This is a genomic window from Streptomyces sp. NPDC093510 (assembly GCF_040683555.1).
Taxonomy (GTDB): domain Bacteria; phylum Actinomycetota; class Actinomycetes; order Streptomycetales; family Streptomycetaceae; genus Streptomyces.
This window is the reverse complement of the sequence record NZ_JBFBEE010000003.1, coordinates 401881-427035: the sequence shown is the minus strand read 5'-3', so window position 1 is coordinate 427035 and position 25155 is coordinate 401881. Positions and strand designations below refer to the sequence as shown.

Below are 25155 nucleotides of genomic sequence, written 5' to 3'. Positions count from 1 at the left end.
ACGAACCGCAGGCGAACCGCAGGCGAACCCCACCCCAACCCCCCACACGAACCCGATAGCGTCGAGGCACGCAAGGCCGTCGGACTCCAGGAGCCCCGCCCCATGACCAGCACCCCCACCCCCATCCGCCGCAGCGACCGCCGCGTCAGCCCCGTCTTCCTGGGAATCGCCGCCGTCACGGCAGTCTCCGGCTGGGCCGCCTGGACCGGTTTCGCGGACAACCCCGGCCTCGCCGTCTTCCTCTTCGTGACGGCCGCCTGGATCGTCTCGCTCTGCCTCCACGAGTACGCACACGCCCGCACCGCCCTGCACAGCGGCGACATCTCCATCGGCGCGAAGGGCTACCTGACCCTCAACCCGCTCAAGTACACGCACGCCCTGCTCAGCATCGTGCTGCCCGTACTGTTCGTGATCATGGGCGGCATCGGCCTGCCCGGCGGCGCGGTCTTCATCGAGCGGGGCAGGATCCGCGGCCGCTGGAAGCACAGCCTGATCTCGGCGGCGGGCCCCCTGACGAACGTGGCGTTCGCCGTAGTCTGCACCGCGCCGTTCTGGCTGGACGCCCTGGACGGCGTCCCGGACACGTTCCGCTACGCGCTCGCGTTCCTCGCCCTGCTCCAGGTGACCGCCGCGATCCTGAACTCCCTGCCCATCCCGGGCCTGGACGGCTACGGCGTGATCGAGCCCTGGCTGTCACACAAGATCCGCCGCCAGGTGGAGCCGTTCGCGCCGTTCGGACTCATCGCGGTCTTCGCCGTCCTCTGGATCCCGGAGATCAACCACGCGTTCTTCGACGCGATCGACGCGATCCTGCGCGCGCTCGGCGTCACCGAGTGGGACACCTATTGGGGTCACGAGCTGTACCGCTTCTGGGACGGCTCCCAGGAAATCCCCACGACCTGAGCCCTACGCGAACGACCCGTCCCTACGAAGCAGCAGCCTCACGGCGCGCGTCCCGCTCCGCCTTGGCCCGGCGCAGGTAGTACCAGGCCATGTTCGAGGAGAGGCCGGCGAGCAGCACCCAGACGATGCCGAGCCAGCTGCCCTGCACGAAGGAGACCACGGCCGCGGCGACGGCGAGGGCGCAGACGACGAGGGCGTACACGGCGAGGCGGGGCATGGGGGTCGGCTCCTGTCGACTGAGGCGTGCGGACGTACGCACCCAGTGTCCCTCACACCCACACCCCTGCCCATCGCCCCCCTACACGTCCGTGACCCGCAGCCCCGCGTGCGCCTTGTAGCGCCGGTTGACGGAGATCAGGTTGGCGACCAGGGACTCGACCTGGTGGGCGTTGCGCAGCCGCCCGGCGAAGACGCCCCGCATGCCGGGGATGCGGGCGGCGAGGGCCTGGACGATGTCGGTGTCGGCGCGGCTCTCCCCCAGCACCATCACGTCCGTGTCGATCTCCTCGATGTCGGCGTCCTGGAGCAGCACGGCCGACAGGTGGTGGAAGGCGGCGGTGACGCGGGAGTCGGGGAGGAGCGCGGCGGCCTGCTCGGCGGCGCTGCCCTCCTCGGGCTTCAGGGCGTAGGCGCCCTTCTTGTCGAAGCCCAGCGGGTTCACGCAGTCGACGACGAGCTTGCCGCCCAGTTCCTCGCGCAGTGCTTCGAGGGTCTTGGCGTGCCCTTCCCACGGCACGGCGACGATCACGATGTCGCTGCGCCGCGCGCACTCCGCGTTGTCGGCGCCCTCGACACCGAGGCCCAGCTCGTCGGCGGCGGTCTGCGCCCGGTCCGCCGCGCGGGAGCCGATGATCACCTTCTGTCCGGCGCGGGCCAGCCGGTAGGCGAGGCCGCGCCCCTGGTCGCCGGTGCCGCCGAGGACGCCGACGACGAGGCCGGAGACGTCGGGCAGCTCCCACGGGTCCTTCGCGGGAACCTTCGCGGAAGCGTTCTCCGAGCCGGTCGACGAGCCGGTCGACGAGCCGGTCGATGAGCCGGTCGATGAGCCGGTCGACCGGCCGTTCTGCGCACTGTCTGTAGAGGTCATGGGCCGACCTTAACCACCGTCACCCGCCGGTCATCGGCTACCCGGCGAGTTCCTCCACCGGTATGCGCCGGAACGAGATCGTCTCGTACGCGCTGAAGTCCCCGGTCTCGTAGAGCAGCCCGACCGTCCCTGCGTCGAGCCGCGACAGGTCGGAGTACGCGGCCGGCAGCCCGTCGACGGTGTGGGCGACCTGCCAGGTGACGCCGCCGTCGGTGGAGCGGCGCACGCTCATCAGCGCGCGGAAGCCGGGGTCGGCGGGTCCGGAGAAGAGGAGCACATCGGGGTCGCGCAGCTGGAGGACGCTGCCTTCGACGACGGGGCCGGTGAGGCCGGCCTGGGGGCGGAAGGGCTTGGCCAGGCTCACGCCGCCGTCGCGCGAGTGGGCGTCGGCGCGGTTGCCGGGCGCCGGGGAGTCGTTGCGGGTGTTGAAGTAGAGGCGCCCGTCGGGGAGTTCGGCGACGGTGGTCTCGTTCACGTTGATGTAGCCGTTGACGTTGTCGTCGATGTAGCCGATCCGCCAGGTCGCGCCGTCGTCGTCGCTGAGCAGGCAGTGGCCGCCGTTGTACTTGCCCTCGGTGCCGTTGTCGGTGCCCGTGGGCGGCAGGGAGTGGTTGGCGGGGACGACCACGCGGCCCGTGGTGAGCTGCACGGCGTGCCCCGGCGTGGTCGCGTACCACCGCCAGTTCGCCCGCTTCACCTGGCCGGTGATCTCGCGCGGGGTGGTCCAGGTGAGGCCGTCGTCGTCGCTGTGCTGCACCCAGACGCGGCGCCCGTTGGCCGCGGAGACCTTGCCGCGGCGGATGGCGTCCTCGGTGGCCGCGGCGGAGTTGCGCACCTGGACGAGGAGGATGCGCCCGGTGCCGAGGACTACGGGGGCGGGGTTGCCCGCGAGGTCGGCGCCGTTCTTGCCGACGACCTGCAGCGGTCCCCAGGTGCGGCCGCCGTCGGCGGAGCGTTTGAGGACGACATCTATGTTGCCGAAGTCGTCCTGGGAGCCGACGCGGCCCTCGCAGAAGGCGAGGACGGTGCCGGCGGCGCTGGTGACGAGGGCGGGGATGCGGAAGCTCGCGTATCCCTCGCGCCCCGCCCGGAAGGGAACAGACGTCTCATAAGTCATCCTCCGCGCCTCCCCATCCCGGTGGAATTCCCGGTGAACTCCCGGTGACGACTGACATGTTGGGGCAGGATGCGGCGCCATGGACGCCGTACGGGTCGCGCTGCTGCGCGAAGTGCTCGCCGGGACCGAGTGGCTCGGCGCCACCCGCCGCTTCGCGGGGGCGCTGCGGTCCTCCGTCGTGCCGCACGGCGGCGGGCTGCTGCTCGTGGGCACGGCGGCGTACGAGCCGTGGCATCTGGCGGCGCATCTGGTCGACGAGGCGGCCTGGTCGGGCACGCCGGAGCTCACCCCGACGCTGGTGCGGCACCGGGTCCTCGCCACGGACCCGTCCCACCTGTCGACCGGGCTCGGCCGGATCGAGGCGGCCCGGCGCGGCGAGACGCTGCTCGTCGTGGCGCCGGACGCACCGGACGCGCCGGACCCGGAGCTCCTCACGCGGGTGCACGACGCGCGGCGCGCCGGGGCGACGGTGCTCGCGCTCGGTTCCGGGGACCGGGACCTGGGCGCCCTGGCACACGAGGCGCTGGCGGTGCCCGGGACGTGTGACCTCGACCTCGACACGGTCCAGCACCTGGTGAGCGCGGCGGCCGGGGAGAACGCGCTGCCGCAGGCGCGGGGCCGCAGGCGCCTGCGCGACCGGCTGTCCCGCCTCGCCGACCAGCTGACGTCCCCGCCGCCGACGCGGTGGTGATCGCGGAGGGAGCAGAAATCCGTGGAGGGAGCAGAAATCGGCGGAGGGAGCAGAGATCGGCGGAGGGAGCGGAAATAAGTTGCTCGCCGCACCGGTCTGCGCAGAGCATGACTCTTCGTGCCTCTCTCCGCGATACTGCCCGATCTGGCCCCCTGGCGTTCCACCCGTGACTTCCGGTTGCTGTGGGTGCAGGGGGTCGTCACCACGTTCGGCAGTTTCATGGCCCTGGTCGCCCTGCCCCTCCAGATCAAGGAACTGACGGACTCACCGGTCGCGGTCGGCGCGATGGGCGCGGTCGAGCTGGTGCCGCTGATCGTCTTCGGGCTGTACGGCGGGGCGCTCGCCGACGCCGTGGACCGGCGCAGGGTGATCCTGCTCACCGAGGCGGGACTCGGGCTCCTCGCCGCCGTCCTCCTGGTGAACGCGCTGCTGCCCGAACCGCTGCTGTGGCCGCTGTACGTCGTCGCGGCCGGTGTCTCCGCGCTCGCGGGACTGCAGCGGCCCGCCCTCGACTCCCTGATGGCGCGGATCGTGCCGCACGACCAGCTGACGGCGGCCGCCGCGCTGAACTCGCTGCGGTGGAACGTGGGCGCCATCGCGGCGCCCGCCCTCGCGGGCATCGTCGTCGCGTACGCGGGCCACGCCTCGGCGTACGGCGTCACGGCCGTCTGCTTCGTGCTGTCCGTCGCGCTGTGCACCCGCCTCTCCCCCGCGCCCGCCGCGCACGACGCGGAGAAGCCGTCGCTGAAGGGCCTGGCGGAGGGCGCGCGGTACGCGTGGTCGCGGCCGGTACTGCTCGGTACGTACGCGATCGACATGGCGGCGATGTTCTTCGCCTTCCCGAACACGATCTTCCCGTTCCTCGCGGACGACCTGGACGCGGAGTGGTCGCTCGGCCTGATGTACGCGGCCGGGGCGGTCGGCTCGCTGCTGTTCAGCCTCACCAGCGGCTGGACGTCGCGGGTGCGGCGGCACGGGCTGCTCGTGGTCTTCGGCGCGGCGGGCTGGGGCCTCGCGATCACGGCCGCGGGATGGTTCGGCAACATCTGGGTGGTGCTCGGCTGCCTCGCGTTCGCGGGCGCGGGCGACATGGCGAGCGGGCTCGGCCGCTCCACCATCTGGAACCAGACCATCCCGGACGGGCTGCGGGGGCGGCTCGCCGGGATCGAGGTCCTCTCGTACAGCGTGGGCCCGCAGCTCGGGCAGGTGCGCGCGGGCGCGGCGGCGGGCTGGACGGGCACGCGGCCCGCCATCTGGTCGGGCGGCCTGGCCTGCGTGGCCTCGGTCGGCATCCTGGCGGCGGCGCTGCCGCGGCTCATCTCGTACGACGCGACGACGGACCCCGACGCGGAACTGCACCGCACGAAGTCGCAGCCCCAGCCCACCGCCCCCTGAGGCGGGTGCCGGGCAGGCCGGGCCCGGTGCCAGGCCGCCCCCGGGGTCAGCCGTCCTCGCCCCGCGCGGCGCGGTCGTGCCAGCGAGGGTCGTTCTCCCACTCCTCGTTGCGCTCCGCGGCCGTCCGCATCGCGTGTTCCGCCTCCTCGCGCGAGGCGTAGGGGCCCATGCGGTCCTTGCCGGGGCAGTCCGGGCCCTCCTCGACCTTCCGGTGCTCCAGGCAGTAGAACCACTCGCCCGGCTTGCCCACGGTCCGCTTCTTGAACAGCGCCATGCCCCGCTCCTTCCGTCCCCGATCGGGTCCCGTTCTCCGAGACCATGCTGCCCCATGACGGCTGGCTAGACTCGCTGGCATGTCTGGCCAGTCACTGCTCGTCCCAGGGGAGATCTCTCCCACCCGTTCCGTACCCGGCAACATCAGGCGCCCCGAGTACGTGGGGAAACCCGCCCCGACCCCCTACACGGGTCCGGAGGTGCAGACCCCCGAGACCATCGAGCTGATGCGCACCGCGGGCCGCATCGCCGCCCGTGCCATGGAAGAGGCCGCGAAGCACATCGCGCCCGGCGTGACCACCGATGAGCTGGACCGTGTCGCGCACGAGTACATGTGCGACCACGGTGCCTACCCGTCGACGCTCGGCTACCGCGGCTTCCCCAAGTCGCTGTGCAGTTCGGTCAACGAGGTCATCTGCCACGGGATCCCCGACTCCACCGTCCTGAACGACGGCGACATCATCAACCTCGACGTGACGGCCTACATCGGCGGCGTGCACGGCGACAACAACGCCACGTACCTCGTCGGGGACGTCGACGACGAGTCCAGGCTGCTCGTCGAGCGGACCCGGGAGGCGCTCGACCGCGCCATCAAGGCCGTCAAGCCCGGCCGCCAGATCAACATCATCGGCCGTGTCATCGAGTCGTACGCCAAGCGCTTCGGCTACGGCGTGGTGCGCGACTTCACCGGCCACGGCATCAACACGTCGTTCCACTCCGGCCTGATCGTCCCGCACTACGACAGCCCGCACGCCACGACCGTCATCCAGCCCGGCATGACGTTCACGATCGAGCCGATGCTGACGCTCGGGACGTACGAGTACGACTTGTGGGAGGACGGCTGGACGGTCGTCACCAAGGACCGGAAGCGGACCGCTCAGTTCGAGCACACGCTGGTGGTGACGGAGACCGGGACGGAGATCCTCACGCTGCCCTGAGGATCCCGAGGACCCGAGGGTCCTGAAGGCCGAGGACCTGAAGATCCACTGAACGGGAGGTTCCGCGGGCCGGGAGCGGGTAGCGTTTTTACCGACAGGTTGTCGGGAACCAGTTGACTTAGGTAAGCCTAACTTGCATGATCTGCAGGGGTCACTGGTTTCCGCCACCCCGTCCTTCCCGGCTCCCCTGGAGGTCCTCATGGACACGCCGCTGACGCCCTTCTCGACGGTCATCCGCACCGCGTCGCACGAGCAGCACACCGAGGCGGAGACCTCGGCCTTCATGAGCGACCTCCTCGGCGGCAGGCTCGGCGTCGACGCGTACACGCGCTACACCGAACAGCTGTGGTTCGTGTACCGCGCCCTCGAGGCCGGCGCGCAGGCCCTGCGCGACGACCCCGTCGCGGGCCCTTTCATCCAGCCCGAGCTGAACCGCGTGGGCGAGCTGGAGCGCGACCTCACCCACCTGCGCGGCGCGGACTGGCGCGAGGGCCTCACCCCGCTGCCCGCCACGGCGGCGTACGCGGCGCGGGTCGAGGAGTGCGCGCGCACCTGGCCCGGCGGCTATGTGGCCCACCACTACACGCGCTATCTCGGCGACCTCTCCGGCGGCCAGATCATCCGCGGCAAGGCGGAGCAGACCTGGGGCTTCGCCCGCAAGGGCGACGGCGTGCGGTTCTACGTCTTCGAGGAGATCCCCAACCCGGCCGCGTTCAAGCGGGGCTACCGCGAGCTGCTCGACGGGATCGACGCGGTGGTCACGGACGAGTTGGAGAAGAAGCGGATCGTCGACGAGTGCAAGGGCGCTTTCGCTTTGAATTCGGCGGTCTTTCGTGAGCTCGGGGAAGAGTTTCCGCTCAGCGCCTGACGGGCGGACGACTCGGGGGCTCTGCCCCCGGGCCCCCGCTCCTCAAACGCCGGAGGGGCTGAAAGGCAACTCGGGCATCGGCTGTGACAGAACGAAGACGTCGCGGAGGACGGCCTGTAACTCGGTGCGGGATACAAATAGTTGGACCACATGCACGGCACCCGCACACACGCCGCACTCCTTCTGGGGGAACCATGAAGAACACCCGCGTCACCGCTCTCGCCGCCGTCAGCCTCGCCGCCGCCCTCTCGCTCACCGCCTGCGGCGGCGACGACTCCGGGTCGGACACGTCGTCCAAGGGCTCCTCGACCTCCAACTCCTCGTCCTCGAACGGTGACGGGAAGTCCGAGGCAGGCTCGGGCTCGGGCAGCTCCGAGGCGGGCAAGCAGTCCGGTTCCGGTGAGGACACCAAGACCGAGGCGGCGGGCGGCACGAACAAGGCCGGCGCCAAGGCCACGTTCTGCAAGACGGAGGACCTGGCCATCGACGCCCGGGACGCCGCCCCCGACGAGAACACCGGCCGCATCGACATCACCATGGTCAACCGGGGTTCGGCCACCTGCTCGGCGACGGGTTTCGCCGGCGTCGACATCAAGGACGCCGACCACACCTCCAGCCCGATCGAGCGCGGCCAGGCCCAGCCGCGGATCACCACTCTGAAGCCCGGCGACGCCGCCGTCTTCAACCTCGCCTACGAGATCGACAACAGCGGCGAGAGCCTCACGTCGCCCACCCACATCCTGGTGACGCCCCCGAACGAGACCCACACCGTGACCCTGAAGTGGCCCGCGGGCGCCGGGGACATCAAGGGCGCCTACACCGACGTGCAGGTCTACCCCACGCACACCACCAAGTAGGCCCGCTCCGCCCCCTTCTCCCATCCCCGACCCCCGATCTCCGGTCTCCGGTCTCCGGTCTCCGAAGATCACCTGCTCAGGCGCACCCTGCCCCCGACCTCGATCAGGTCTCCTGGGCCCGGCGCCGTCAGGATCTGTGAGCCGCGTCCCTGCGTGATGTTGAGGGCGCGGCTCAGGTCGTGTGTGAGCAGGAGCGCCGCCGCGCCCGTCGCCTCGTCCTCGTCGATGCCGTCGTTCCGGCCGGGGAAGCCCCTCGCGCGCACGCGCCCCGCGGCCTCGTCCTCCCAGGCCCAGGCGTACACCCACTCCCCCGGCGGCGGCACGTCGAGCGCGTCGACCTCGGCCGCCGACCCGTACCGCCGCAGCGTCCTCGGCGGCGCCCAGTCCGCGCGCGCGGTGATCCAGCTGAACTCACCGTCGTCCCTGGCCTCCACGACCCCCGCGGGAGTGACCAGTTCGGGCACGTCCAGGAGCCAGGCCGTGCCGACGCAGGGGTGGCCGCCGAAGGGCAGCCGCAGCGTCGGCGTGTAGATGTCGATGATCCCGCGCTCGGGGTCGTCGACGAACACCGTCTCGCTGAAGCCGAGTTTGCCCGCGAACGTCTGCCGGTCCTCGCGGTCACGCATGCGGGCCCCGTCGCGCACGACACCGAGTTCGTTGCCGTGCCGACCGTCGGGCCCGCAGAAAACACGCACTACATCGAGTACGTCCAGCACATCGGAGGCGCCGGGTGCGTGGCGTGCGTCAGGCGCGTCAGGCGCGTCAGGCACGTCAGACGCGTCGCGTGCGTCGAGTGGTTCAGTCACTCGCGCATTCAAGCATCACACCGCTTCGGCGCCCCGTCGCCGCCGTGCCACGACGACAGCGCCCGCGCCCGCCGCCATCGCCGCGCCGGCCACGCCGAGCAGCGCGGCCGAGGGGATGGATGAGCCGGTGGCCGCGAGCGCACCGGAGCCGCCGACCGTACCGCCGCCACCGCCCACGGAGCCGGACCCCGTCGTGCCCGTGCCGCCGCCCGTCGTCCCGTCACCGGCCCCGGCGCCGCCCGCGGGGAGTTCGGCGCCCGCCGAGGAGGACAGCGCGACCGTCACCGGGTCGAGCTTCTCGCCGGGCTGGTACGGGGAGCCGGTCGTGTCGTTGGCGAACTGCTTCGCGCCCGCCGCCGTGAGGGTGGCCGGCACCTTGGTGAGCTGCACTACGCCGTTCTTGGGCTGGTACGAGGCGTTGGAGAGGTCGAGCGCCGCGAACTTCACGTCGTTGTTGGTGCCCTGGGGCGTGGTGACGTCGGCGAGGAGGGTGCCCTTGGCGCCGTTCGCCCGCACCTTGAGGTCGCTGAACTTCATGTCGATGCCGTGCGCCTTGTACGTGAAGCGGACGCTGCCGCCGAAAGAGGCGTCGACCTTCTTGGCGTCGGAGTCCAGGTCCGCCTTGACGAAGGGGAACCGGTAGCCGCTGGAGATCTTCTTGGCGCCGCCCGCGACGGTCGCCTCGCCGCCGGTGGAGATGTACTTGCGGAAGCTTTCCTTCAGCCCCCAGGACAGGCGGCCGTCGACCGGGGCGCCTGTGGTCTGGCGGTCCTGCCCGGTCTGCCGGGCGCCGGACTCCGCGGGCCCGGACGAGTCGGCCGGCTTCTGCGTGGGCTTCTTCGGGGGCTTCTGGGTGGGCTTCTGGGTGGGCTTCTGCGGCGGCTTCTGGGTCGGCTTCTCGGTGGGCTCTTCGGTCACGGGGCCGCCCGCCGTCACGGTGAGCGTGGCCGGATCGAGCTCGGCGCCCGCCTCGTACATGCCGTTGAAGGCCTTGGCGCCGTCCGCCGTCAGCGTCGCCGGGATGTCCTTGAAGACCATCGCGCCGCCCTCGCCCTGGCCCGGCCTGACCGTGCTCAGGTCCAGCGCGGCGAGGTCGATGTCGTTCTGGACGGCGCCGTTGAGGGTCACGTCGGCCTGGATGGCGCCGGTCCCGCCCTTGGTGCGGACCTTCACGTCGGCGATGTCGATGTCGAAGCGGTGGATCGTGGAGGTGAAGCGGACGCTGCCCTTGAAGGCGGTGTCGGTGGCATGCGTACCGGTGTCGTACGTGCCCTTGCCGCCGGAGAACGTGAACACCCCGTTGTCCGGGGCCTGCTGGGCGCCGCCCTCGGCCTCGATCTTGCCGTGGGCCATGCCCGTGACGTACTTGCGGAAGGACTCCTTCAGGCCCCACTGCAGCGTGCCGTCCTTGAGCTCCAGCTTCGGCGGGGCGGCCTTGCCGGTGTCGGCGGCGATCGCGGGCAGGGTGAGGGCGCTCGCACCGAGCGCGACGGCGGTCGCGACGGCTGCCGCGAGGACGGTGGGGCGACGGGTGGCGGCCATGGTCAGACTTCTCCTTGGGTGAGGGAGGGGCGAGGGGGGGGCGACGGTCAGGACTCGTCGGAGGGGGGAGTGCCGGCGGAGGAGGAAGTGCCGGTCGCCGCGCGCTTCTTGCGTACGACTCCGAACCCGACAGCCGCGGCGAGCAGCACAGCGACGCCCGCTCCGACGCCGATGGGCACGGCGTTCGACGAGGAACCGGAGGACTCCGAGGAGTCGGCGGCGTTCCCGGTACCGGGCCGTGCGGACTTCGCCGCGGGGTCCGCTGCCGGGTCCGGCTTCGGGGACGAGCCGAGGTCGGGCAGCGCGGGCAGTTCCGCGTCGGCGTCGAGGGCGACGGCGAGCGAGAGCGGGTCCATGGCGGAGCCCGCCTTGTACATGCCGCCGAACGCCTCGGCGCCCTCGGCGGTGAGCTTCGACGGCACCTCGGCGAGGGAGACGAGGCCGTCCTTCGGCTTCAACTCCTTTGCGGCGAAGGTGATCAGCGGGGCGTTCTTCAGGGTGGCGCCGCGGTCGCCCTTGCTGTCGACGTCCGCCGAGAGGGTGCCCTTGCCGTCCCGCACGTCGACGGCGATCCCGGCGAGCGTCAGGTCGAGGCCGTGCTCACCGGTGAAGCGGACCGACCCGGCGAAGTCCGCGGCAAGGGTGCGCTTCTTCTCGTCGTACGTGCCCTTGCCCCGGGGGAAGCGGAAGAGGGCGCCCCCGTCCTGGGCGCCGGCGGAGAGCTTCCACTCGCCCTTGGCGATGGAACCGGTGACGTACTCGCGGAAGGTGCGGCGTACGCCCCAGTCGACGGCGGCGTCCTCGATGCGGCCCTTCCCGGCTTTGTTCGCGGGCTTCTCGGACTTCTCGGACTTCTTCTCGCCGCCGGACTTCTCGCGCTCGCTCCTGCTCTTGCGGCTGCTCCCCGCGGCGAGGTCCGTCGACAGGCTCACCGGGTCGAGGGCGGTGCCCGCCGTGTAGTACCCGGCGAAGGCCTTGGCGCCCTGTGAAGTGAGCGTCGCGGGAAGGTTGGTGAGGGCGATGGGGCCGGTGCCGCCCTTCATGTCGATGCCGGACACGTCGAGCGAGGCGAGCGGCACCTGCGGGGTCGTGGTGACCTTGCCGGTGCCCTTCTCCTTGCTGACCATGTCGGCGTAGAGCGTGCCGGAGCCGTCGGAGACCTTGACGGTGGGGCGGCTGATCGTGAGGTCGAGCTCGTACGAGCCGCCCTTCTTGTGCCCGGTGAAGCGCACTCCGCCCGAGAATCCCGCGTCGAACACGCCGCTGTCCGGGTCGTACGAGCCCTTCGCCGAGTGGAAGCGGAACTGGCTGCCGCCGACAGTGGCGGCGCCGCCCTGGAGCGTCGAGGCGCCGTGGGCGATGGGCCCGGTGACGTAGCTCTGGAAGGAGGATTTGATGCCCCAGTCGAGCCGTCCACCCTGGACCGTGCGGTCCTCGGCGTGCGCGGTGGCCACCGGGAGCAGCGCTCCGACGAGTGCGGTGAGCACGGCCACGGCTCCCGTACGGGCGGTGGCTCGCGCCTTTCTGGACGACGGCATGGGGGACCCCTCCAGGTCTGGCTAATTAGGTAAGGCTAACCTAAACTACGATCACTCCGGGCTGGAACCCCCCAACCGGAACCGGCCCGGTGACAGACCTCAACTGCTCGACAGGACGGTGGACTTCGGTGCGTATGCCGCGCTCACTCCGCATCGCCGGCGCATGGGCCGCCGTGCTCGCCCTCGGTCTCACCGGGTGCGGAACGCCGGACGACGGCGGCGGCAGACACCCGCGGCGGTCGCAGGCGAAGACCTCCGCGCCCGACCGGGTGGAGCCGCTGAAGAACAGGCCGGAACCCCGGCTCCCCGCCACCGTCACCTCCGCCGACGGCCACAAGGTGACGGTGAAGGACACCAGCCGCATCGTGCCGCTCACCGGCAGCCTGAACGAGATCGTCTTCACTCTGGGGCTCGGCAAGAACGTCGTCGCCCGCGACATCACCGCCACCTTCCAGCAGGCGGAGAAGCTGCCGGTGGTGACCCGCGCGCACGACGTCTCCGCGGAGAGCGTGCTCTCCCTCGAACCCACCGTCGTCCTCGCCGACACCACCACAGGACCCGCCGAGGCGATCGACCAGATCCGTGACGCGGGCGTCCCCCTCGTCGTGTTCGACCCCGCGAAGAGCCTCGACGACGTGAGCCCCCGCATCGAGGCGGTGGCCGGGGCCCTAGGGGTGGAGAAGTCGGGCGCCGAGCTGAACCGGCGCACGCGGCAGCGGATCGCGGCGGCCCGCGAGGACGTTCCGGCCGGGGACGGACGGAAGAAGCCACGGGTCGCCTTCCTCTACCTGCGCGGTTCGGCCTCCGTGTATCTGCTGGGCGGGCGCGAGTCCGGGGCGAGTTCGCTCCTGGAGGCGGCGGGCGCGGTCGACGCGGGCAAGGAGTCCGGGCTGCGGAAGGACTTCACGGCGATCACCAGCGAGGCGCTCGCCAAGGCCGCGCCCGACGCGATCCTGGTGATGAGGAAGGGGCTCGAATCGGTGGACGGAGTGGACGGGCTCCTCAAGGTCCCGGGTGTCGCCGAGACCCCCGCGGGCCTGGACCGGCGCATCGTCTCGATCGACGACGGCGTGCTCCTCAACTACGGACCACGCACCGACCAGGTCCTGAAGTCCCTGGTGGAGCAGTTGTACGGAGACGGCGAGTGAGCGTGCTCGCCAAGGCCGACGACGGGCGGCGGCCCGGGGACGGTGCGGACGCGACCGCCCCCGCGCCGCCCGGAGACACGCCCGGAGACACGCCCGAAGAAGCGCCCGGAGAGGCGCCCCGGACCCGCCGCGGCGCCGCCCTCCCGCTGACCGTGGGCCTCGCCACCGCCCTCGTCCTGCTCTGCCTGCTCTCCGCCGGGATCGGCGCGTACGACATTTCCCTCGGCGATGTCGTCTCCTCCGTCCTGCACCGCGCGGGGCTCGGCGGGTCCGCGCTCGACCGGGTCGGCGAGAGCGTGCTGTGGAACGTGCGGCTGCCGCGCGTCGTGCTCGCCCTCCTCGTCGGCGCCTCCCTCGGCTGCGCGGGCGCGCTGATGCAGGGCGTGTTCGGCAATCCGCTCGCCGAGCCCGGCGTCATCGGGATCTCGTCGGGCGCCGCGGTCGGCGCCGTCGCCTCGATCGCGCTCGGCCTCACCTTCTTCGGGAACTGGACCGTCACCGTCTGCGCGTTCGTCACCGGACTCGTGACCGTCCTGCTCGTGTACGCGATGTCGCGCGAGGGCGGCCGCACGGAAGTCGTCACGCTGATCCTCACCGGCATCGCGGTGAACGCCTTCGCGGGCGCCCTCATCGGCCTGTGCGTCTTCTTCGCGGACAACGCGCAGATCAGCCAGATCACCTTCTGGCAGCTCGGCTCGCTCGCCCAGGCGACCTGGCCGAAGGTCCTCGCCGTGCTGCCGTGCGCCCTCATCGGGCTGGCCGTGGCGCCCTGCTACTCACGGAAGCTGGATCTGCTCGCGCTCGGCGAGCGTCCCGCCCGGCACCTGGGGGTGGACGTCGAGCGGTTGCGGCTCGTGCTCGTGCTCGTGGTGGCCCTGCTGACCGCGGCCGCCGTGGCCGTCGCCGGGATCATCACCTTCGTCGGCCTCCTCGTGCCGCACCTGCTGAGGATGGCCGCAGGCCCCGGGCACCGCTTCCTCGTGCCCGGCAGCGCGCTCGGCGGAGCGCTGGTCCTCGTCGCCGCGGATCTGGCCGCGCGTACGGTGGCCGCGCCCGCCGAGCTGCCGCTGGGCGTGCTCACCGCGCTCTTCGGCAGCCCGTTCTTCTTCTGGCTGCTGCGCAGGACCCGCCGCAGGCAAGGGGGTTGGGCGTGATCGGACAGCTGGGCAGAAGGCTCTTCGCGGGCCGCGAGCGGGCACTGCCCGCCCCGGCCGTCCCCGGGGACGTCCTCGCGGAGACCGAGGGGCTGCGGGTGCGGCTCGGCGGGCGCGAGGTGCTCCGCGGAGTCTCGCTCGCCGCTCGCGCGGGCGAGGTGCTCGCCCTGGTCGGCCCCAACGGCGCCGGCAAGTCGACCCTGTTGGCCGCGCTGGCCGCCGATCTCCCGCCCGTCGAGGGGGTCGTACGCGTCTGCGGCAGGCCCGCCCCCGACTGGCCGGCCCCCGAACTCGCTCTGCGCAGGGCCGTGTTGCCGCAGTCCGCGGCGCTCTCCTTCCCGTTCGCGGTCGAGGAGGTCGTACGGATGGGCCGCGCGCCCTGGGCGGGGACGCGGGCGGCGGACGACGACGAGCGGGTGGTGCGCGAGTCGATGGCGGCCACCGAGGTGGACGGATTCGCCGTACGCCCCTTCTCCGCGCTCAGCGGCGGCGAGCGCGCCCGGGTCGCGCTGGCCCGCGTCCTCGCCCAGCGCGCCCCACTGCTGCTGCTCGACGAGCCGACCGCCGCGCTCGACCTGCGCCACCAGGAACTGGTGCTGCGGATCTGCCGCGAGCGGGCGGCCGCCGGGGACGCGGTCGTGGTGGTACTGCACGATCTGGGCCTGGCGGCGGCGTACGCGGACCGGGTGGCCGTGCTGCGCGGCGGGACCGTCGCGGCGGAGGGCGCCCCCGGCGACGTGTTCGGGGAAGCGCTGCTCTCCGAGGTGTACCGGCAGCCCGTCGAGGTCTTTCCGCACCCGCGCACGGGCGCCCCTGTGGTCGCCCCACTCAGGGACGGCGGACGGTGAAGAAGAGGCGCGGTTACTCTTCCCGTGGGGCGGGCGGCTGGTTCACCGGGGGAGGCTTCGGCCGTGTTCGACGACTATCTGATCGGGCTGCGCGACGGCCTGGAGGCCGCCGTGGCCGCCTGCCTGCTCCTCGCCCTTGTGGTGCGGACCGGGCGGCGGGACGCGCTGCCGCCCGTGCGGGCCGGCATCGGCGTCGCTGTGGTGCTCGCGCTCGGCTTCGGCTGGGCCCTGACCTTCGGCTCGCAGCAGCTGACGCCCCGGGCGCAGGAGACGCTGGGCGGGACGCTGTCGGCCGTCGCCGTGGCCCTGGTGATGTGGACGGTCCTCGGGACGCGGCGCATGGCCGCACGGCACGTGAGGACCCTGCTCGCGGCCACCGCGTTCTTCGCGGTGGGCCGGGAGAGCCTGGACACGAGCCTGTTCCTCTGGGCGTCGGTGCGGGCCTCCCTCGACGGTTCGCACGGGCCGCTGCTCGTCGTGCTCCTCGGTCTGTTCACCGCGCTCGTCCTGGCCCTGCTGCTCCACCTGGCCGCGATCCGCGTCGACGTCACACGGTTCCTCACCTGGTCCGGAGTCGTGCTGCTCGTCGTGGCGGCCGGCTTCCTCGCGCAGGGCGTGCACGCCCTTCAGGAGGCGGAGCTCCTCGGCGGTCCGCGGGACACGGCGTTCGACGTCTCCGGCGTCGTCCCGCCCGACAGCTGGTACGGCGCGCTCCTGGCGGGCGTCCTCGGCTTCCGTCCCGATCCGACCGTGCTCCAGGTCGCGGTCTGGCTGCTGTACACGGTCCCCGCGCTGGCCGCCGTCCCCGTGTCGGCCGCCCTTTCCCGCACCCGCCCACCCGGCTCGAACTCCCGTGCCTATGATCGTCGTTCACCAGTCGATCGACATCTCTGAGGATCCCCCCATGCGAACCTCCCGATTCGGGAAGAGCCTCGCCACGCTGACCGCGGCGACCGCCGTGGCGCTCGGCGCCTCGCTCATGACCGCCCCCACCGCCTCCGCGGTCGGCGGCAGCGCCTGCACCAAGAACGTCAAGAACCACAACATGATGGTCATCAACGTGGGCGCCACCGCCTACTCGGGCCCCGGCAGCAGCTACAGCAAGCGCAAGCGCCTGGAGTGGTTCGACAACGTCTACGTGCGTTGCTACACGGTGAAGCGCGGCACCCAGTGGTACTACGGCGACCTGCCGCGCACCAGCAAGCGCGGCTGGGTCAACGCGCAGCTCCTCCAGGAGATCTGACCCGCACCACGCGCCTCATTTCCGGGCCCGATAAGGTTCGGGCCCGGGAAGGGGTAGGTGAAGGAATTCCGATGAGCAACGTTCGCAGGGTTCGCCGTCTCGGCAGGCCCGTCATGGCGTCGGCGGCGGTGACGGCACTCGCGCTCGCGGCGAGCGGATGCGTGACCGTGCACGGTGAGCGGGAGATCGTTCCCACGGCCACCGAGCCGGAGGCGAAACGCGCCCTCAAGGACTTCCTCAAGGCGTACAACGCGGCGGACAAGGCCTACGACCCGGCCCTGGACGCCGCCCGCATCACCGGCCCGCTGGGCGCCATCAACCAGGGGGGCCTGAAGTCGCGGAGCGTGCAGCACCCGGACGGCAACGCGAAGCACGTGCCGCTCGAGCTCACGGACGTGACGTACACGATCCCGAAGAAGGCCGGCTGGCCGCGCTGGTTCATGGCGGACACGAAGGCCAACCGCCGCTCGGACCTGCGGTGGCTGTGGGTCTTCACGAAGGGCGGCCCCGACCAGCTGTGGCGGGCGACCTATCTGAACCTGGTGTCGCCCGAGAAGATGCCGAAGCTGAAGAAGGACGAGGACGGCTGGGCCGAGCCGGTGGCCCCGCGGGCGAAGGACCTCGCGCTGGCCCCCTCGGATCTCGGCAAGGAGTACACGTCATACCTGAAGTCGGGGGGTGACGCGTTCGCACCGAGCGACCACACCTCGCGCTGGAAGGCGTACCGCGACCGGAACACCAAGCGGGCCGGCCTCGCCGTGCAGTACGTCGACGAGCCGCAGAACGGCGGCACGTTCGCCCCGCTGGGGCTGCGCACCGAGGACGGCGGTGCGCTGGTGTTCTTCGCCACGCGCCACTACGAGAAGCAGACCGCGTTCAAGGGCCTCAGCCCGAAGGTCGACGCGGACGCGAAGGCCCTGCTCAAGGGCGAGGTGCGGCAGTCCCTGCTGCTGGACCGGGTCTCCAACCAGGTGGTCGTCGACCCGAAGAAGTCCGACGGCGACAAGGTGGCGTTCCTTGGCCGCCTCCAGGGCCTGACGGGCGCGCAGGGCGACTAGGGCCGGCCCGAAAGCCCTAGCCCCGCAACGGCCAGGCCGCGATGTCCTGTTGGGGCTCCCCCGCCACGCGCGCGCATTCGTCGGTGAGTGTCTCCAGAAGCGTCAGCGGGTCAGGCAGCGGATGCTCGGGGCCGCGGATCCAGCGCACTTCCTGCTCGTCGGGGAGCCGGGCGGGCGGCACAAGGACGTAGGACCCGCGGCAGTGCCAGCGCAGGCCGGGGTGCTCGTCCATCGTCTCCGGGTGGCAGTCGAGCTCGCACGGCCACCACTCGTCCTCGTCCTCGGGGGTGCCGCGGGTCGCGGTGTAGAAGAGCAGCCGGCCCTGTCCGCTGCCGCTGCCCGACTCGGCGACGGGCCCCACCTCGATGCCGGCGGCGAGGAGCCGCTCCAGGGCTTCGAGCCCGGCGTCCAGCGGCACGTCGAGGACGTCGTGGATCATGCCGGTCGCGGTGATGAAGTTGGCCTGCGGCTGGTGGCGGGCCCACCGCTCGATCTGGCCGCGGTCGGTCGTGGACTGTGTCTGCCAGGCGAAGGAGACCGGGTGCCGGGCGGGGGTGGGACAGCCGATGCGGTCGCAGGAACACCGGTACCCCGACGGATACGCGGCCGGGGCGAGCGGCAGTCCGGCCGCCGCGGCGGCGAGGAGCAGCTCCTCGCGGGCCCGGTCATCCCCGGCCGTGTCCTTGGGGCGCCGGCGGAGCCACTGGGAGAATTTGCCCTGTCCGCCGGACCGGCTGCCGAACTCCACGCCCATATAGCCCCTCACCTCGCCGTTGTGCCGAAAGCATGACCCATGGTCCCACCATCCTGCGCCTCGGGGGGCCGGAGCCCACATCCGGGGTGGCCGGGGTGATGCCGACCGCCGGACGACATAGCGCGTCATTCCGAGCGAAGTAGGGATTTACCTGCCTACCGTGGTCGTCATGGTCATTAGGACTGTGCTGACGGGCCTCACGACGCTGACCCTCACGGCAGCGAACGGGTTCCTCGCCCCGATCGAGTGGGGCGGTGGGCCCCTGACCGTGGACGCGCTCCCCCGGGTCGTCTACACGGCGCACCGCGGCGGCGCCCTGGAGGTCCCGGAGAACAGCATGTCGGGCCTGCTGGCCGCCTACAAACGCGGCACCGCCCAGGTCATCGACTTCGACACGCGGATACTGCGCGACGGCACCCTGGTGGTCATGCACGACGCGACCCTGGACCGCACCACCTACACGTCGGGCCCGGTGCGCGTGCTCGACCGGTGGGGCTGGCTGAGCGTCCGGCTGCGCCCGGACGGCACGGTGCCCGGCCGCTGGCGTCCGGAGCGGCCGCCGACGGTCGCGGAGGTCCTCGACCGGTTCGGCGGGCGGATCATGCTGATGCTGGAGGCCAAGGACCCGGCGAGCCTGGAGCCGCTGGCCCGGCTGATCCGTGCCCGCGGGCTGACCCGCTCGGTCTTCGTGAACACCAACGATCCGGCGGTCGCCAGGCGCGCCCACCGCCTCGGCCTGCTGGCCCAGCTGTGGCGCTCCAGGACGCAGATGCGCGGGGACCGGCCCGCGGACTGGGCGGCGTTCGTGGACGTCCTCGACGTGGACTACAAGGCGCGGGACGTCGATCTGCTGCGCGCGGTCAACTCGGGCGTCCCACGGGTGTGGGCACACACGGTGACCACTCCGAGGCAGCGGGACCGGGTGCTGTGGCTGGGCTGCAACGGGGTGATCACGGACGCGCCCGGTCTGCTCTCGCGCACGCCGGTGAAGCCGTTCAGGACGAGGCCGGGCGCGGTGTGATGCCGTAGAGGGCGTACTCGACGAGCGTGTCGACGTAGTCGTGGGTGAGGGGGCCCGAGCGCATCAGCCAGCGCTGGGCGAGCGGTCCTGCCCACAGTTCGAGCGCGATGCGCGGGTCGATGTGGGGCATGATGTGACCCGCCTCGCGGGCCTGCTCCACCCGCTTCACGAAGAGCTGGAGCTGGGGCTCCAGGAGCTTCTCGACGAACTCGGCGCCCAGCTCGGGGTTGAGGAGCCCCTCGGCGGCGAGCGCGCGGTAGGGGGCGTCGTACTTGGCGTCGTTGAACTCGTCGACCGTGGCCCGCATCACGTATTTGAGGTCGGCCTCCAGGTCCCCGGTGTTCGGGATCTCGGTCTCGGCCTCCGCCTTGCCCGCGTTCTCACTGGCCGCCCGGGAGGCCTGCTCGCCGAGGTCGAGGAAGGCGTCGAGCAGGACGGCGCCCTTGGACGGCCACCATCGGTAGATCGTCTGCTTGCCGACGCCGGCCCGGGCGGCGATGGCCTCGATCGTCAGTTTGGCGTAGCCGACCTCGGCGACGAGGGCGAGGGCTGCGTCGTAGATCGCGCGGCGCGAGCGTTCGCTGCGGCGCGTGGAGTCGGGGGCGGTCTTCTGGGCCATGTCGTCGAATGTAGCAGCGGCCGAACCGAGACGTACCGTCTCAGGAAGGCGCCGAGGCTGTCCGGTCATTTTCGTAACCACCCGTTCGGATCACTGCGCGAAGACTTCTCACACCGCACTATGGGCATCAACTGCCCCACCACGGGCAGCACATGACCCTGCGGTACGTGAGGAGCCTTCTTTGTCCCGCAATCCTCGCTCTCCTCGGCGCGCCACACCCCGGCGCTATCTGATGTGCCCACCGGCACACTTCAAGGTCACCTACTCCATCAACCCCTGGATGGACCCCGCCAAGCCGGTCGACGTCCCCCTCGCCATCGCCCAGTGGGAGGACCTGCGCGACCGCTACGTCTCGCTCGGTCACACCGTCGAGGAGCTCACCCCCCTGCCCGGGCTGCCGGACATGGTCTTCGCGGCGAACGGCGCGACCGTCGTCGGCGGACGCGTGCTCGGCGCGCGCTTCGCCTACCGCGAGCGGGAGCAGGAGGCCGCGGCCCACCTGGAGTGGTTCCGCGCGCACGGCTTCACCGAGATCCACGAACCCACGCACATCAATGAGGGCGAGGGCGACTTCGCCGTCACCGCCTCCTACGTCCTGGCCGGCCGCGGCTTCCGGGCCAGCCCGCTCTCCCACGGCGAGGCACAGGAGTGCTTCGGCCGCCCGGTGATCGGGCTCGACCTGGTCGACCCCCGCTACTACCACCTGGACACCGCGCTCGCCGTCCTGGACGACGCGGCGGACGAGGTCATGTACTACCCGCCCGCCTTCTCGCCCGGCAGCCGCGCGGTCCTGCGGCGGCTCTTCCCCGACGCGCTGATCGCCGAGGAGCCCGACGCCGTGGCGCTCGGGCTCAACGCCGTCTCCGACGGGCTCCACGTGCTGCTTCCGCAGGCCGCGGTGGGGCTCTTCGACCCGCTGCGCGAGCGCGGCTACGTACCCGTCGCGATGGATCTGAGCGAACTGCTCAAGGGTGGCGGCAGCGTGAAGTGCTGCACGCAGGAGCTGCGGAGCTAGGGCCCGTGTCCTAGCTCTTCCGCGGCCCGGCCGGGCAGAGCCGGCGCGGCTCGTCGTCGCCCTTGAGGCGGGCGTCGACGCAGCCGCCCGGCAGCCCGTCGTACGCCTTCGTGCCGAAGTTGGCCGTGACGGTCAGCGTGCCCCCGCCGAACACCGTGCGCTGGACCGTGTTGTCCGCGGTCAGGCGCCGGTAGGAAGTGAGGGGCTCGGTGCCCGCGGCCTTGTGCAGCGGCGCGAAGTACTTCTGGAGCGCGGCGAGTTCGGTGCCGTGCTTCTTCAGCGACGGGCCGTCGAGCACATAGTTGAGGGGGGTGTTGTAGAGCATCGCGAGCAGCGCGCGGTCCCTCTTCTGGCGCGGCAGCTTCTCGTACGAGAGTTCCCAGCGCTCGGCGTTGACGAGGGAGCCGTGCAGCGCGGTCTCGTAGAGCGGGACGCGGTAGCGGGGGTCGTACATCGCCTTGGCGAGGTCGGCGGGGAGGTCGACCGGCTTGAAGAAGATGCCGGGCGCCTCATCCGGGTAGTAGCCGCCCCACTTCTCGCGGTCCTTCTGGAGCTTCCACAGGCCGTCGGCGACCGGTGTGCCCGCGCCGTGGTCGAAGGCGAGCACCTTGTTCGCCCAGGCCTGGGCGGTCTCGGAGCCGAGGACGAGGCCCTCCTTGCCGTGCTTTGCGATGCGCTTCATCCGCGCGAGGCGGTTCGTGCGGTCCTCGGCCTTGGTCATGCGGTGGCCCTTGCCGTGGTCGCGGAAGAGTTCGCCGGTGGCGTCGACGTCGAGGAAGTAGCTGTCGGCTCCGTTGGCGACCATCGAGCGGGTGCGGTCGGCGAGGTGGTGGCGGCGGGGCTCGGCCCGTTCGAAGGCCCGCGAGCTGAGGTAGCAGCCGCGGCCGCCGAAGCCGGTCACGGGCTTGCCGGCGGCGTCGCGCACGCAGAAGTCGGGGTAGACGGTGCCCGGCCAGGCCGAGGTGGGGCTGTCGGCCTTCTCCGGGTCCTGCCCGTTGGCGAAGGAGTCGTAGGGGCCGACGAGGTAGCCGGCCTTCCGTGCGGCGCTCACCGCGGCCTTGTCCATGGGTCCGGGGCCCGCGTCGTAGCCGAGCCACATCCGGTCGACGCCGAGCTTGCGGAGCTGTTCGACGCCGTCCGCCGTGCGGGCCGCGCCCCAGGTGTAGGCGTGGAAGGCGCCGAGGAGCTTCCCGGTGGCGGGGTTCTCGGCGATCTTCCGTTTAAGGCTGCCGAGTTGTCCGCGCTCGTCGAGGTAGGAGCGGTAGTCGGCTGCGGGCGCGACGGCGTTGCCGTCGGTCAGGGCGAAGGTGACGGTGTAGTCGCGGGTGCCCTCGCCGCGGTCGAAGGTGTGCTCCGCGGTGGTGCGCAACTGCCCGTCGGCCGCGGTGAATCCGAGGTTCGTGCCGATGTCGGTGGGGGTGAGGTAGCTGACGCCGGCCCGCCTGCCGAGGGAGTAGCCCCACAGCGGCAGTGTCAGACCTTCGCTCATGTCGACGGTGCTGCCGGCCAGTGCGCCTTTCCCCTTGGTCCAGAACGCGTCCTTCACGGGGATGTCCAGGCCCTCGCCGCGCGGGAGCTGGAGGGCGGAGGCGGTGGCGTCGGTGCCGGTGACGGGCCAGCTGAGTGAGGTGTCGCGGTGCGCCTTCATGCTGAGGGAGAGGCGGCCGTGGTCGGTGCGGGCACTCACGTCGATGCCGCGCTCGGGGTAGCTCCAGCGGGCCCGGCCCGTGCCGGTGCGGGTCACCGGGCCCGGCTTGCCGAGGTCGGTGCCGGAGGCGTCGGAGAGGGTGAGGTCGCGGCCGTCGCGGGTGCGGGCGCGGACGGCGAGGGTGGCGGTGTCGACGACCGCGGTGCCGCCGTCGACGGCGAGTTCGATGTCGCGGCCGTGCGGCTCGTCCGCCCCGGCGGTGAAGGCGTAGGTGGTGGCTCCGGCGGCGGCGACCGCCAACGCGACGGACAGGGCGAGGAATCGGGTGTCCGACCGCCTGCGGGCGTGGCCGGGTGAAGTGCGCTTGTTCGGCGTGGGGTTCGGCATGGAGTAGTGGATAGTCGCCGCCTCTAAGAACCTTTTAAGAAGAGGGGCGGTTCAGCCATCTGGCCGACAACGTGCTAACAATACGAACGCAACACCACAACCAAACAGTTGGGCCCCACCGGGGCCCAGGGGGAAGAAGAGGTATCAGCGCAGTGAACCGCATGCGCACGTCCGCCGCAGTTCTGGCCACCGCGGGGGCGCTCACCGCCGCTCAGCTGGGCCTGGCCGGGTCCGCTTCCGCGGCATCCGGGCCGACCACCGTGAAGGCCTCGCCGCAGGCCGTCAGCGGCTGCCCGATCGACATCGTCTACCCGAAGCGCTTCTCGTACGACCGGTACGGGAACGTGACGAACGGCGGCCTGTACTTCGGCATCAAGAGCAAGACCACGAAGAGCATCAAGAAGGTCACCTTCACGGTGACCAACACCAAGAACGTCCGCTTCAAGAAGGCGACGCCGACGGGCGGCAAGATCACCCGTCGCACGACGAAGACCGTCTCGGTCTACGACAAGACCTTCAAGGGCAAGGCGAAGCTCGGCTTCAAGGTGCAGACCCGCCTGCTCAACACCAGTTCGTTCGGCGTGAAGTTCACCCTGCGCGGGACCGGCTGGAACTGCGCGGTGAACCAGGGGACCTGGGGCCCCAGGTAGTTCAGTCCGCGGACGGGGGCGGCCACGCGTCGCCCCAGTCCGCGTCGCGCGCCGCGCGGTAGAGGGGGCCGTGGCGCTTGGTCACGGTCTCCCTGCGCAGGGACTCCTCGGCCCCGCACAGGTCGAGGAGCACCTGGCCCTTGCGGATCTGCGGGCGCCGCACCACACGTGAGGGCGCGGGTTCCGGATCGAAGCGGACCGCCGCGACGTAGCTGAACTTCTCGTCCTCGTAAGCGAGGGAGCCGCCCTTGACCTGGCGGTGCAACGAGGACCTGCTGACCCGTGCCGAGAAGTGGCACCAGTCCGTGCCCGGCTCGATGGGGCACGCCGAGCTGTGCGGGCAGGGCGCGGCGATCCGGTAGCCCGCGGCGATCAGCCGGTCGCGTGCCTCGATGATCCGTCCGTAGCCGTCGGGGGTGCCCGGTTCGATGATGACGACGGCCTGCGACGCCGCGTCGGCCGCCGCGTCGACGACGGAGCGGCGGTCGGCCTCCGTGAGCTCCCCGAGAACGTACGACACCGTGACGAGATCAGTGCTCTCGATGGTGAGCGTCGATCCGATGCGGGAGCGCTGCCACTGGGCGCCGCGCAGCTGGGATGCCGCGCCCGCCAGTTCCCGGCCCAGCGCGAGCGCGGGCTCCGCCCAGTCCAGAACCGTCACCGGACGCTCCCCCGCCCACGTCGCCGCGACCGCCCAGGTCGCCGCACCGGTCCCGCCGCCCACGTCCACATGGCTGCCGGGCGCCCAGCCCTCGGGCGCCGCGTCCGCGAGGGCGTCCAGCGCGGCACGTACCGCCTCGAAGGTCGCGGGCATGCGGTACGCGGCGTACGCGACGACGTCCGCGCGGTCGCGCAGGATCGGGGCGTCGGTCGGGGTGCGGCCCCGGTAGTTGGCGATCAGCCGGTCGACGGCCTGCGTCGCCTGCTTGGGCGGGAGGCCGTCCAGGAGGCCGGCGAGGGCGGTGCGCAGGGTCTCGGCCGGGGCGGTTGCCGCTGCCGGGGGGATCGGGACGTTCACCCCGTGATTCTACGGGGGTAGGAGAGACGCAGGAGCCGACGCAGGGAGCGCGATGAGTACAGAGACGACGGGCACGCGGACACGGCAGGCGCGGGTGTCCGACCACCCCGCGATCATCGACCGGGTGCAGAGCTGGTGGGGCGACACGCACTCGCCCGAGCAGTCGCGGGAGCTGTCGCTGCTGCTGCCGAAGCTGTTCCTGCAGTTCTTCTCGGAGACCAGCCTGGTCGTGGAGCGGGCCGGTCGCATCGACGCCTTCCTGATCGGGCTGCACTCCCCCGACACCGCCGCCGACGGCCGCCGCGCGTACATCCACTTCGTCGGGGTCGCCCCGGAGCTGCGCGGGCAGGGCGTGGGCCGGGCGCTCTACGAGGAGTTCTGCCGGCGGGCCGCGGCGGCCGGGTGCAAGGACGTGCGGTCGGTCACCTCACCGCGCAACACCCGCTCCATCGCCTTCCACCGGGCCATGGGCTTCGGCCTCGAACCGGGTGACCGCGAGGTCGACGGGCTGCCGGTGCACGGCGACTACGACGGTCCGGGCCACGACAGGGTCTGCTTCCGCCGGGAGCTGTAGGCC

Annotated in this window: 27 protein-coding genes; 16 read left to right on the top strand and 11 right to left on the bottom strand. The window is 71.7% G+C overall.

The annotated features are described in order from the left end of the window. Nucleotides 1-102 precede the first annotated feature (102 nt). Nucleotides 103-903, top strand: a complete 801-nt coding sequence (locus AB0N81_RS06670; RefSeq protein ID WP_365356257.1) for a site-2 protease family protein — start codon at nt 103-105, stop codon at nt 901-903. A 22-nt stretch (nt 904-925) separates the two neighbouring features. On the opposite strand, the gene AB0N81_RS06665 is transcribed toward AB0N81_RS06670, so the two are convergent. The 3 genes from AB0N81_RS06665 to AB0N81_RS06655 form a co-directional block, all read right to left on the bottom strand. Continuing rightward, nucleotides 926-1120 carry a hypothetical protein gene (locus tag AB0N81_RS06665; RefSeq protein ID WP_365356256.1) on the bottom strand — a complete coding sequence of 65 codons (195 nt, stop codon included), beginning with the start codon at nt 1118-1120 and terminating at the stop codon, nt 926-928. A gap of 81 nt (nt 1121-1201) precedes the next feature. Further along, nucleotides 1202-1990, bottom strand: coding sequence for an NADPH-dependent F420 reductase (gene npdG, locus AB0N81_RS06660; protein ID WP_365356254.1), 789 nt, complete (start codon nt 1988-1990; stop codon nt 1202-1204). Nucleotides 1991-2027: 37 nt separating this feature from the next. After that, nucleotides 2028-3107, bottom strand: a complete 1080-nt coding sequence (locus tag AB0N81_RS06655) for a sialidase family protein (protein WP_365356252.1) — start codon at nt 3105-3107, stop codon at nt 2028-2030. A 79-nt stretch (nt 3108-3186) separates the two neighbouring features. On the opposite strand from AB0N81_RS06655, the gene AB0N81_RS06650 reads away from it, so the two are divergent. Continuing rightward, complete coding sequence (locus AB0N81_RS06650; protein WP_365356250.1) at nt 3187-3798, top strand: hypothetical protein; 612 nt, start codon at nt 3187-3189, stop codon at nt 3796-3798. 117 nt (nt 3799-3915) lie between these two features. After that, nucleotides 3916-5193, top strand: a complete 1278-nt coding sequence (locus tag AB0N81_RS06645) for an MFS transporter (protein ID WP_365356248.1) — start codon at nt 3916-3918, stop codon at nt 5191-5193. 46 nt (nt 5194-5239) lie between these two features. On the opposite strand, the gene AB0N81_RS06640 is transcribed toward AB0N81_RS06645, so the two are convergent. Beyond that, nucleotides 5240-5467, bottom strand: a complete 228-nt coding sequence (locus AB0N81_RS06640) for a hypothetical protein (RefSeq protein WP_365356247.1) — start codon at nt 5465-5467, stop codon at nt 5240-5242. Between the two features lie 79 nt (nt 5468-5546). Between AB0N81_RS06640 and map the strand changes: the two genes are divergently transcribed. The 3 genes from map to AB0N81_RS06625 all read left to right on the top strand — a co-directional run bounded on the left by map (nt 5547) and on the right by AB0N81_RS06625 (nt 8129). Continuing rightward, nucleotides 5547-6404: a type I methionyl aminopeptidase gene (gene map / locus AB0N81_RS06635; protein WP_365356245.1), complete on the top strand. Its 858-nt coding sequence runs from the start codon at nt 5547-5549 to the stop codon at nt 6402-6404. 199 nt (nt 6405-6603) lie between these two features. Next, complete coding sequence (locus AB0N81_RS06630) at nt 6604-7272, top strand: biliverdin-producing heme oxygenase (protein WP_365356243.1); 669 nt, start codon at nt 6604-6606, stop codon at nt 7270-7272. A 194-nt stretch (nt 7273-7466) separates the two neighbouring features. Further along, nucleotides 7467-8129 carry a DUF4232 domain-containing protein gene (locus AB0N81_RS06625; protein ID WP_365356241.1) on the top strand — a complete coding sequence of 221 codons (663 nt, stop codon included), beginning with the start codon at nt 7467-7469 and terminating at the stop codon, nt 8127-8129. Nucleotides 8130-8197: 68 nt separating this feature from the next. On the opposite strand, the gene AB0N81_RS06620 is transcribed toward AB0N81_RS06625, so the two are convergent. The 3 genes from AB0N81_RS06620 to AB0N81_RS06610 form a co-directional block, all read right to left on the bottom strand. Then, nucleotides 8198-8842, bottom strand: a complete 645-nt coding sequence (locus tag AB0N81_RS06620; protein ID WP_365356393.1) for a PhzF family phenazine biosynthesis protein — start codon at nt 8840-8842, stop codon at nt 8198-8200. A 108-nt stretch (nt 8843-8950) separates the two neighbouring features. Further along, nucleotides 8951-10477, bottom strand: a complete 1527-nt coding sequence (locus tag AB0N81_RS06615; protein WP_365356239.1) for an HtaA domain-containing protein — start codon at nt 10475-10477, stop codon at nt 8951-8953. Nucleotides 10478-10524: 47 nt separating this feature from the next. Beyond that, the gene (locus AB0N81_RS06610; RefSeq protein ID WP_365356237.1) at nt 10525-12015 is read right to left on the bottom strand and encodes an HtaA domain-containing protein; all 1491 of its coding nucleotides are present in this window, start codon (nt 12013-12015) and stop codon (nt 10525-10527) included. A gap of 134 nt (nt 12016-12149) precedes the next feature. On the opposite strand from AB0N81_RS06610, the gene AB0N81_RS06605 reads away from it, so the two are divergent. The 6 genes from AB0N81_RS06605 to AB0N81_RS06580 all read left to right on the top strand — a co-directional run bounded on the left by AB0N81_RS06605 (nt 12150) and on the right by AB0N81_RS06580 (nt 17466). Further along, the gene (locus tag AB0N81_RS06605; protein WP_365356234.1) at nt 12150-13163 is read left to right on the top strand and encodes an ABC transporter substrate-binding protein; all 1014 of its coding nucleotides are present in this window, start codon (nt 12150-12152) and stop codon (nt 13161-13163) included. Then, nucleotides 13160-14317 carry an iron ABC transporter permease gene (locus AB0N81_RS06600; protein WP_365356232.1) on the top strand — a complete coding sequence of 386 codons (1158 nt, stop codon included), beginning with the start codon at nt 13160-13162 and terminating at the stop codon, nt 14315-14317. Before AB0N81_RS06605 ends, AB0N81_RS06600 begins: the two co-directional genes overlap by 4 nt. Then, the gene (locus AB0N81_RS06595; RefSeq protein WP_365356230.1) at nt 14308-15165 is read left to right on the top strand and encodes a heme ABC transporter ATP-binding protein; all 858 of its coding nucleotides are present in this window, start codon (nt 14308-14310) and stop codon (nt 15163-15165) included. The genes AB0N81_RS06600 and AB0N81_RS06595 overlap by 10 nt, the downstream gene beginning before the upstream one ends. Before the next feature lie 63 nt (nt 15166-15228). Then, nucleotides 15229-16059, top strand: a complete 831-nt coding sequence (locus tag AB0N81_RS06590; protein ID WP_365356229.1) for an FTR1 family protein — start codon at nt 15229-15231, stop codon at nt 16057-16059. Nucleotides 16060-16069: 10 nt separating this feature from the next. Next, on the top strand, nt 16070-16408 hold the full coding sequence (locus tag AB0N81_RS06585) for a hypothetical protein (protein ID WP_365356227.1): 339 nt from the start codon (nt 16070-16072) through the stop codon (nt 16406-16408). A 71-nt stretch (nt 16409-16479) separates the two neighbouring features. Then, nucleotides 16480-17466, top strand: a complete 987-nt coding sequence (locus AB0N81_RS06580) for a hypothetical protein (RefSeq protein ID WP_365356225.1) — start codon at nt 16480-16482, stop codon at nt 17464-17466. Between the two features lie 16 nt (nt 17467-17482). Here the strand turns inward: AB0N81_RS06580 and AB0N81_RS06575 are convergent, their stop codons facing one another. Next, nucleotides 17483-18220, bottom strand: a complete 738-nt coding sequence (locus AB0N81_RS06575; protein ID WP_365356224.1) for a bifunctional DNA primase/polymerase — start codon at nt 18218-18220, stop codon at nt 17483-17485. 169 nt (nt 18221-18389) lie between these two features. Between AB0N81_RS06575 and AB0N81_RS06570 the strand changes: the two genes are divergently transcribed. Then, nucleotides 18390-19241, top strand: a complete 852-nt coding sequence (locus AB0N81_RS06570; RefSeq protein WP_365356222.1) for a glycerophosphodiester phosphodiesterase — start codon at nt 18390-18392, stop codon at nt 19239-19241. On the opposite strand, the gene AB0N81_RS06565 is transcribed toward AB0N81_RS06570, so the two are convergent. Beyond that, nucleotides 19216-19860: a TetR/AcrR family transcriptional regulator gene (locus AB0N81_RS06565; protein ID WP_365356221.1), complete on the bottom strand. Its 645-nt coding sequence runs from the start codon at nt 19858-19860 to the stop codon at nt 19216-19218. The two genes, AB0N81_RS06570 and AB0N81_RS06565, sit on opposite strands and share 26 nt — an antisense overlap. A 181-nt stretch (nt 19861-20041) precedes the next feature. Between AB0N81_RS06565 and ddaH the strand changes: the two genes are divergently transcribed. Next, on the top strand, nt 20042-20875 hold the full coding sequence (gene ddaH, locus AB0N81_RS06560; RefSeq protein WP_365356219.1) for a dimethylargininase: 834 nt from the start codon (nt 20042-20044) through the stop codon (nt 20873-20875). Nucleotides 20876-20885: 10 nt separating this feature from the next. On the opposite strand, the gene AB0N81_RS06555 is transcribed toward ddaH, so the two are convergent. Next, nucleotides 20886-22910, bottom strand: coding sequence for a glycoside hydrolase (locus AB0N81_RS06555; protein WP_365356218.1), 2025 nt, complete (start codon nt 22908-22910; stop codon nt 20886-20888). Nucleotides 22911-23071: 161 nt separating this feature from the next. Here AB0N81_RS06555 and AB0N81_RS06550 point away from each other — a divergent pair, with 161 nt between their 5' ends. Then, entirely contained in the window at nt 23072-23560 is a 489-nt protein-coding gene (locus tag AB0N81_RS06550; protein WP_365356216.1) for a hypothetical protein, read from the top strand. A gap of 1 nt (nt 23561) precedes the next feature. Here the strand turns inward: AB0N81_RS06550 and AB0N81_RS06545 are convergent, their stop codons facing one another. Continuing rightward, nucleotides 23562-24578 carry a small ribosomal subunit Rsm22 family protein gene (locus AB0N81_RS06545; RefSeq protein WP_365356214.1) on the bottom strand — a complete coding sequence of 339 codons (1017 nt, stop codon included), beginning with the start codon at nt 24576-24578 and terminating at the stop codon, nt 23562-23564. Nucleotides 24579-24630: 52 nt separating this feature from the next. On the opposite strand from AB0N81_RS06545, the gene AB0N81_RS06540 reads away from it, so the two are divergent. Beyond that, nucleotides 24631-25152, top strand: a complete 522-nt coding sequence (locus AB0N81_RS06540) for a GNAT family N-acetyltransferase (protein ID WP_365356212.1) — start codon at nt 24631-24633, stop codon at nt 25150-25152. Nucleotides 25153-25155: the final 3 nt, after the last annotated feature.

Bases quoted from the DNA above. Each gene is read 5' to 3' on its own strand.
- AB0N81_RS06610 (WP_365356237.1), bottom strand. From the start codon at position 12,015: ATGCCGTCGTCCAGAAAGGCGCGAGCCACCGCCCGTACGGGAGCCGTG.
- AB0N81_RS06540 (WP_365356212.1), top strand. From the start codon at position 24,631: ATGAGTACAGAGACGACGGGCACGCGGACACGGCAGGCGCGGGTGTCC.
- AB0N81_RS06575 (WP_365356224.1), bottom strand. From the start codon at position 18,220: ATGGGCGTGGAGTTCGGCAGCCGGTCCGGCGGACAGGGCAAATTCTCC.
- AB0N81_RS06565 (WP_365356221.1), bottom strand. From the start codon at position 19,860: ATGGCCCAGAAGACCGCCCCCGACTCCACGCGCCGCAGCGAACGCTCG.
- AB0N81_RS06580 (WP_365356225.1), top strand. From the start codon at position 16,480: ATGAGCAACGTTCGCAGGGTTCGCCGTCTCGGCAGGCCCGTCATGGCG.
- AB0N81_RS06665 (WP_365356256.1), bottom strand. From the start codon at position 1,120: ATGCCCCGCCTCGCCGTGTACGCCCTCGTCGTCTGCGCCCTCGCCGTC.
- AB0N81_RS06625 (WP_365356241.1), top strand. From the start codon at position 7,467: ATGAAGAACACCCGCGTCACCGCTCTCGCCGCCGTCAGCCTCGCCGCC.
- AB0N81_RS06630 (WP_365356243.1), top strand. From the start codon at position 6,604: ATGGACACGCCGCTGACGCCCTTCTCGACGGTCATCCGCACCGCGTCG.
- AB0N81_RS06555 (WP_365356218.1), bottom strand. From the start codon at position 22,910: ATGCCGAACCCCACGCCGAACAAGCGCACTTCACCCGGCCACGCCCGC.
- AB0N81_RS06605 (WP_365356234.1), top strand. From the start codon at position 12,150: ATGCCGCGCTCACTCCGCATCGCCGGCGCATGGGCCGCCGTGCTCGCC.
- AB0N81_RS06550 (WP_365356216.1), top strand. From the start codon at position 23,072: ATGCGCACGTCCGCCGCAGTTCTGGCCACCGCGGGGGCGCTCACCGCC.
- AB0N81_RS06670 (WP_365356257.1), top strand. From the start codon at position 103: ATGACCAGCACCCCCACCCCCATCCGCCGCAGCGACCGCCGCGTCAGC.
- AB0N81_RS06650 (WP_365356250.1), top strand. From the start codon at position 3,187: ATGGACGCCGTACGGGTCGCGCTGCTGCGCGAAGTGCTCGCCGGGACC.
- AB0N81_RS06655 (WP_365356252.1), bottom strand. From the start codon at position 3,107: ATGACTTATGAGACGTCTGTTCCCTTCCGGGCGGGGCGCGAGGGATAC.
- AB0N81_RS06615 (WP_365356239.1), bottom strand. From the start codon at position 10,477: ATGGCCGCCACCCGTCGCCCCACCGTCCTCGCGGCAGCCGTCGCGACC.
- npdG (WP_365356254.1), bottom strand. From the start codon at position 1,990: ATGACCTCTACAGACAGTGCGCAGAACGGCCGGTCGACCGGCTCATCG.
- map (WP_365356245.1), top strand. From the start codon at position 5,547: ATGTCTGGCCAGTCACTGCTCGTCCCAGGGGAGATCTCTCCCACCCGT.
- AB0N81_RS06585 (WP_365356227.1), top strand. From the start codon at position 16,070: ATGCGAACCTCCCGATTCGGGAAGAGCCTCGCCACGCTGACCGCGGCG.
- AB0N81_RS06570 (WP_365356222.1), top strand. From the start codon at position 18,390: ATGGTCATTAGGACTGTGCTGACGGGCCTCACGACGCTGACCCTCACG.
- AB0N81_RS06640 (WP_365356247.1), bottom strand. From the start codon at position 5,467: ATGGCGCTGTTCAAGAAGCGGACCGTGGGCAAGCCGGGCGAGTGGTTC.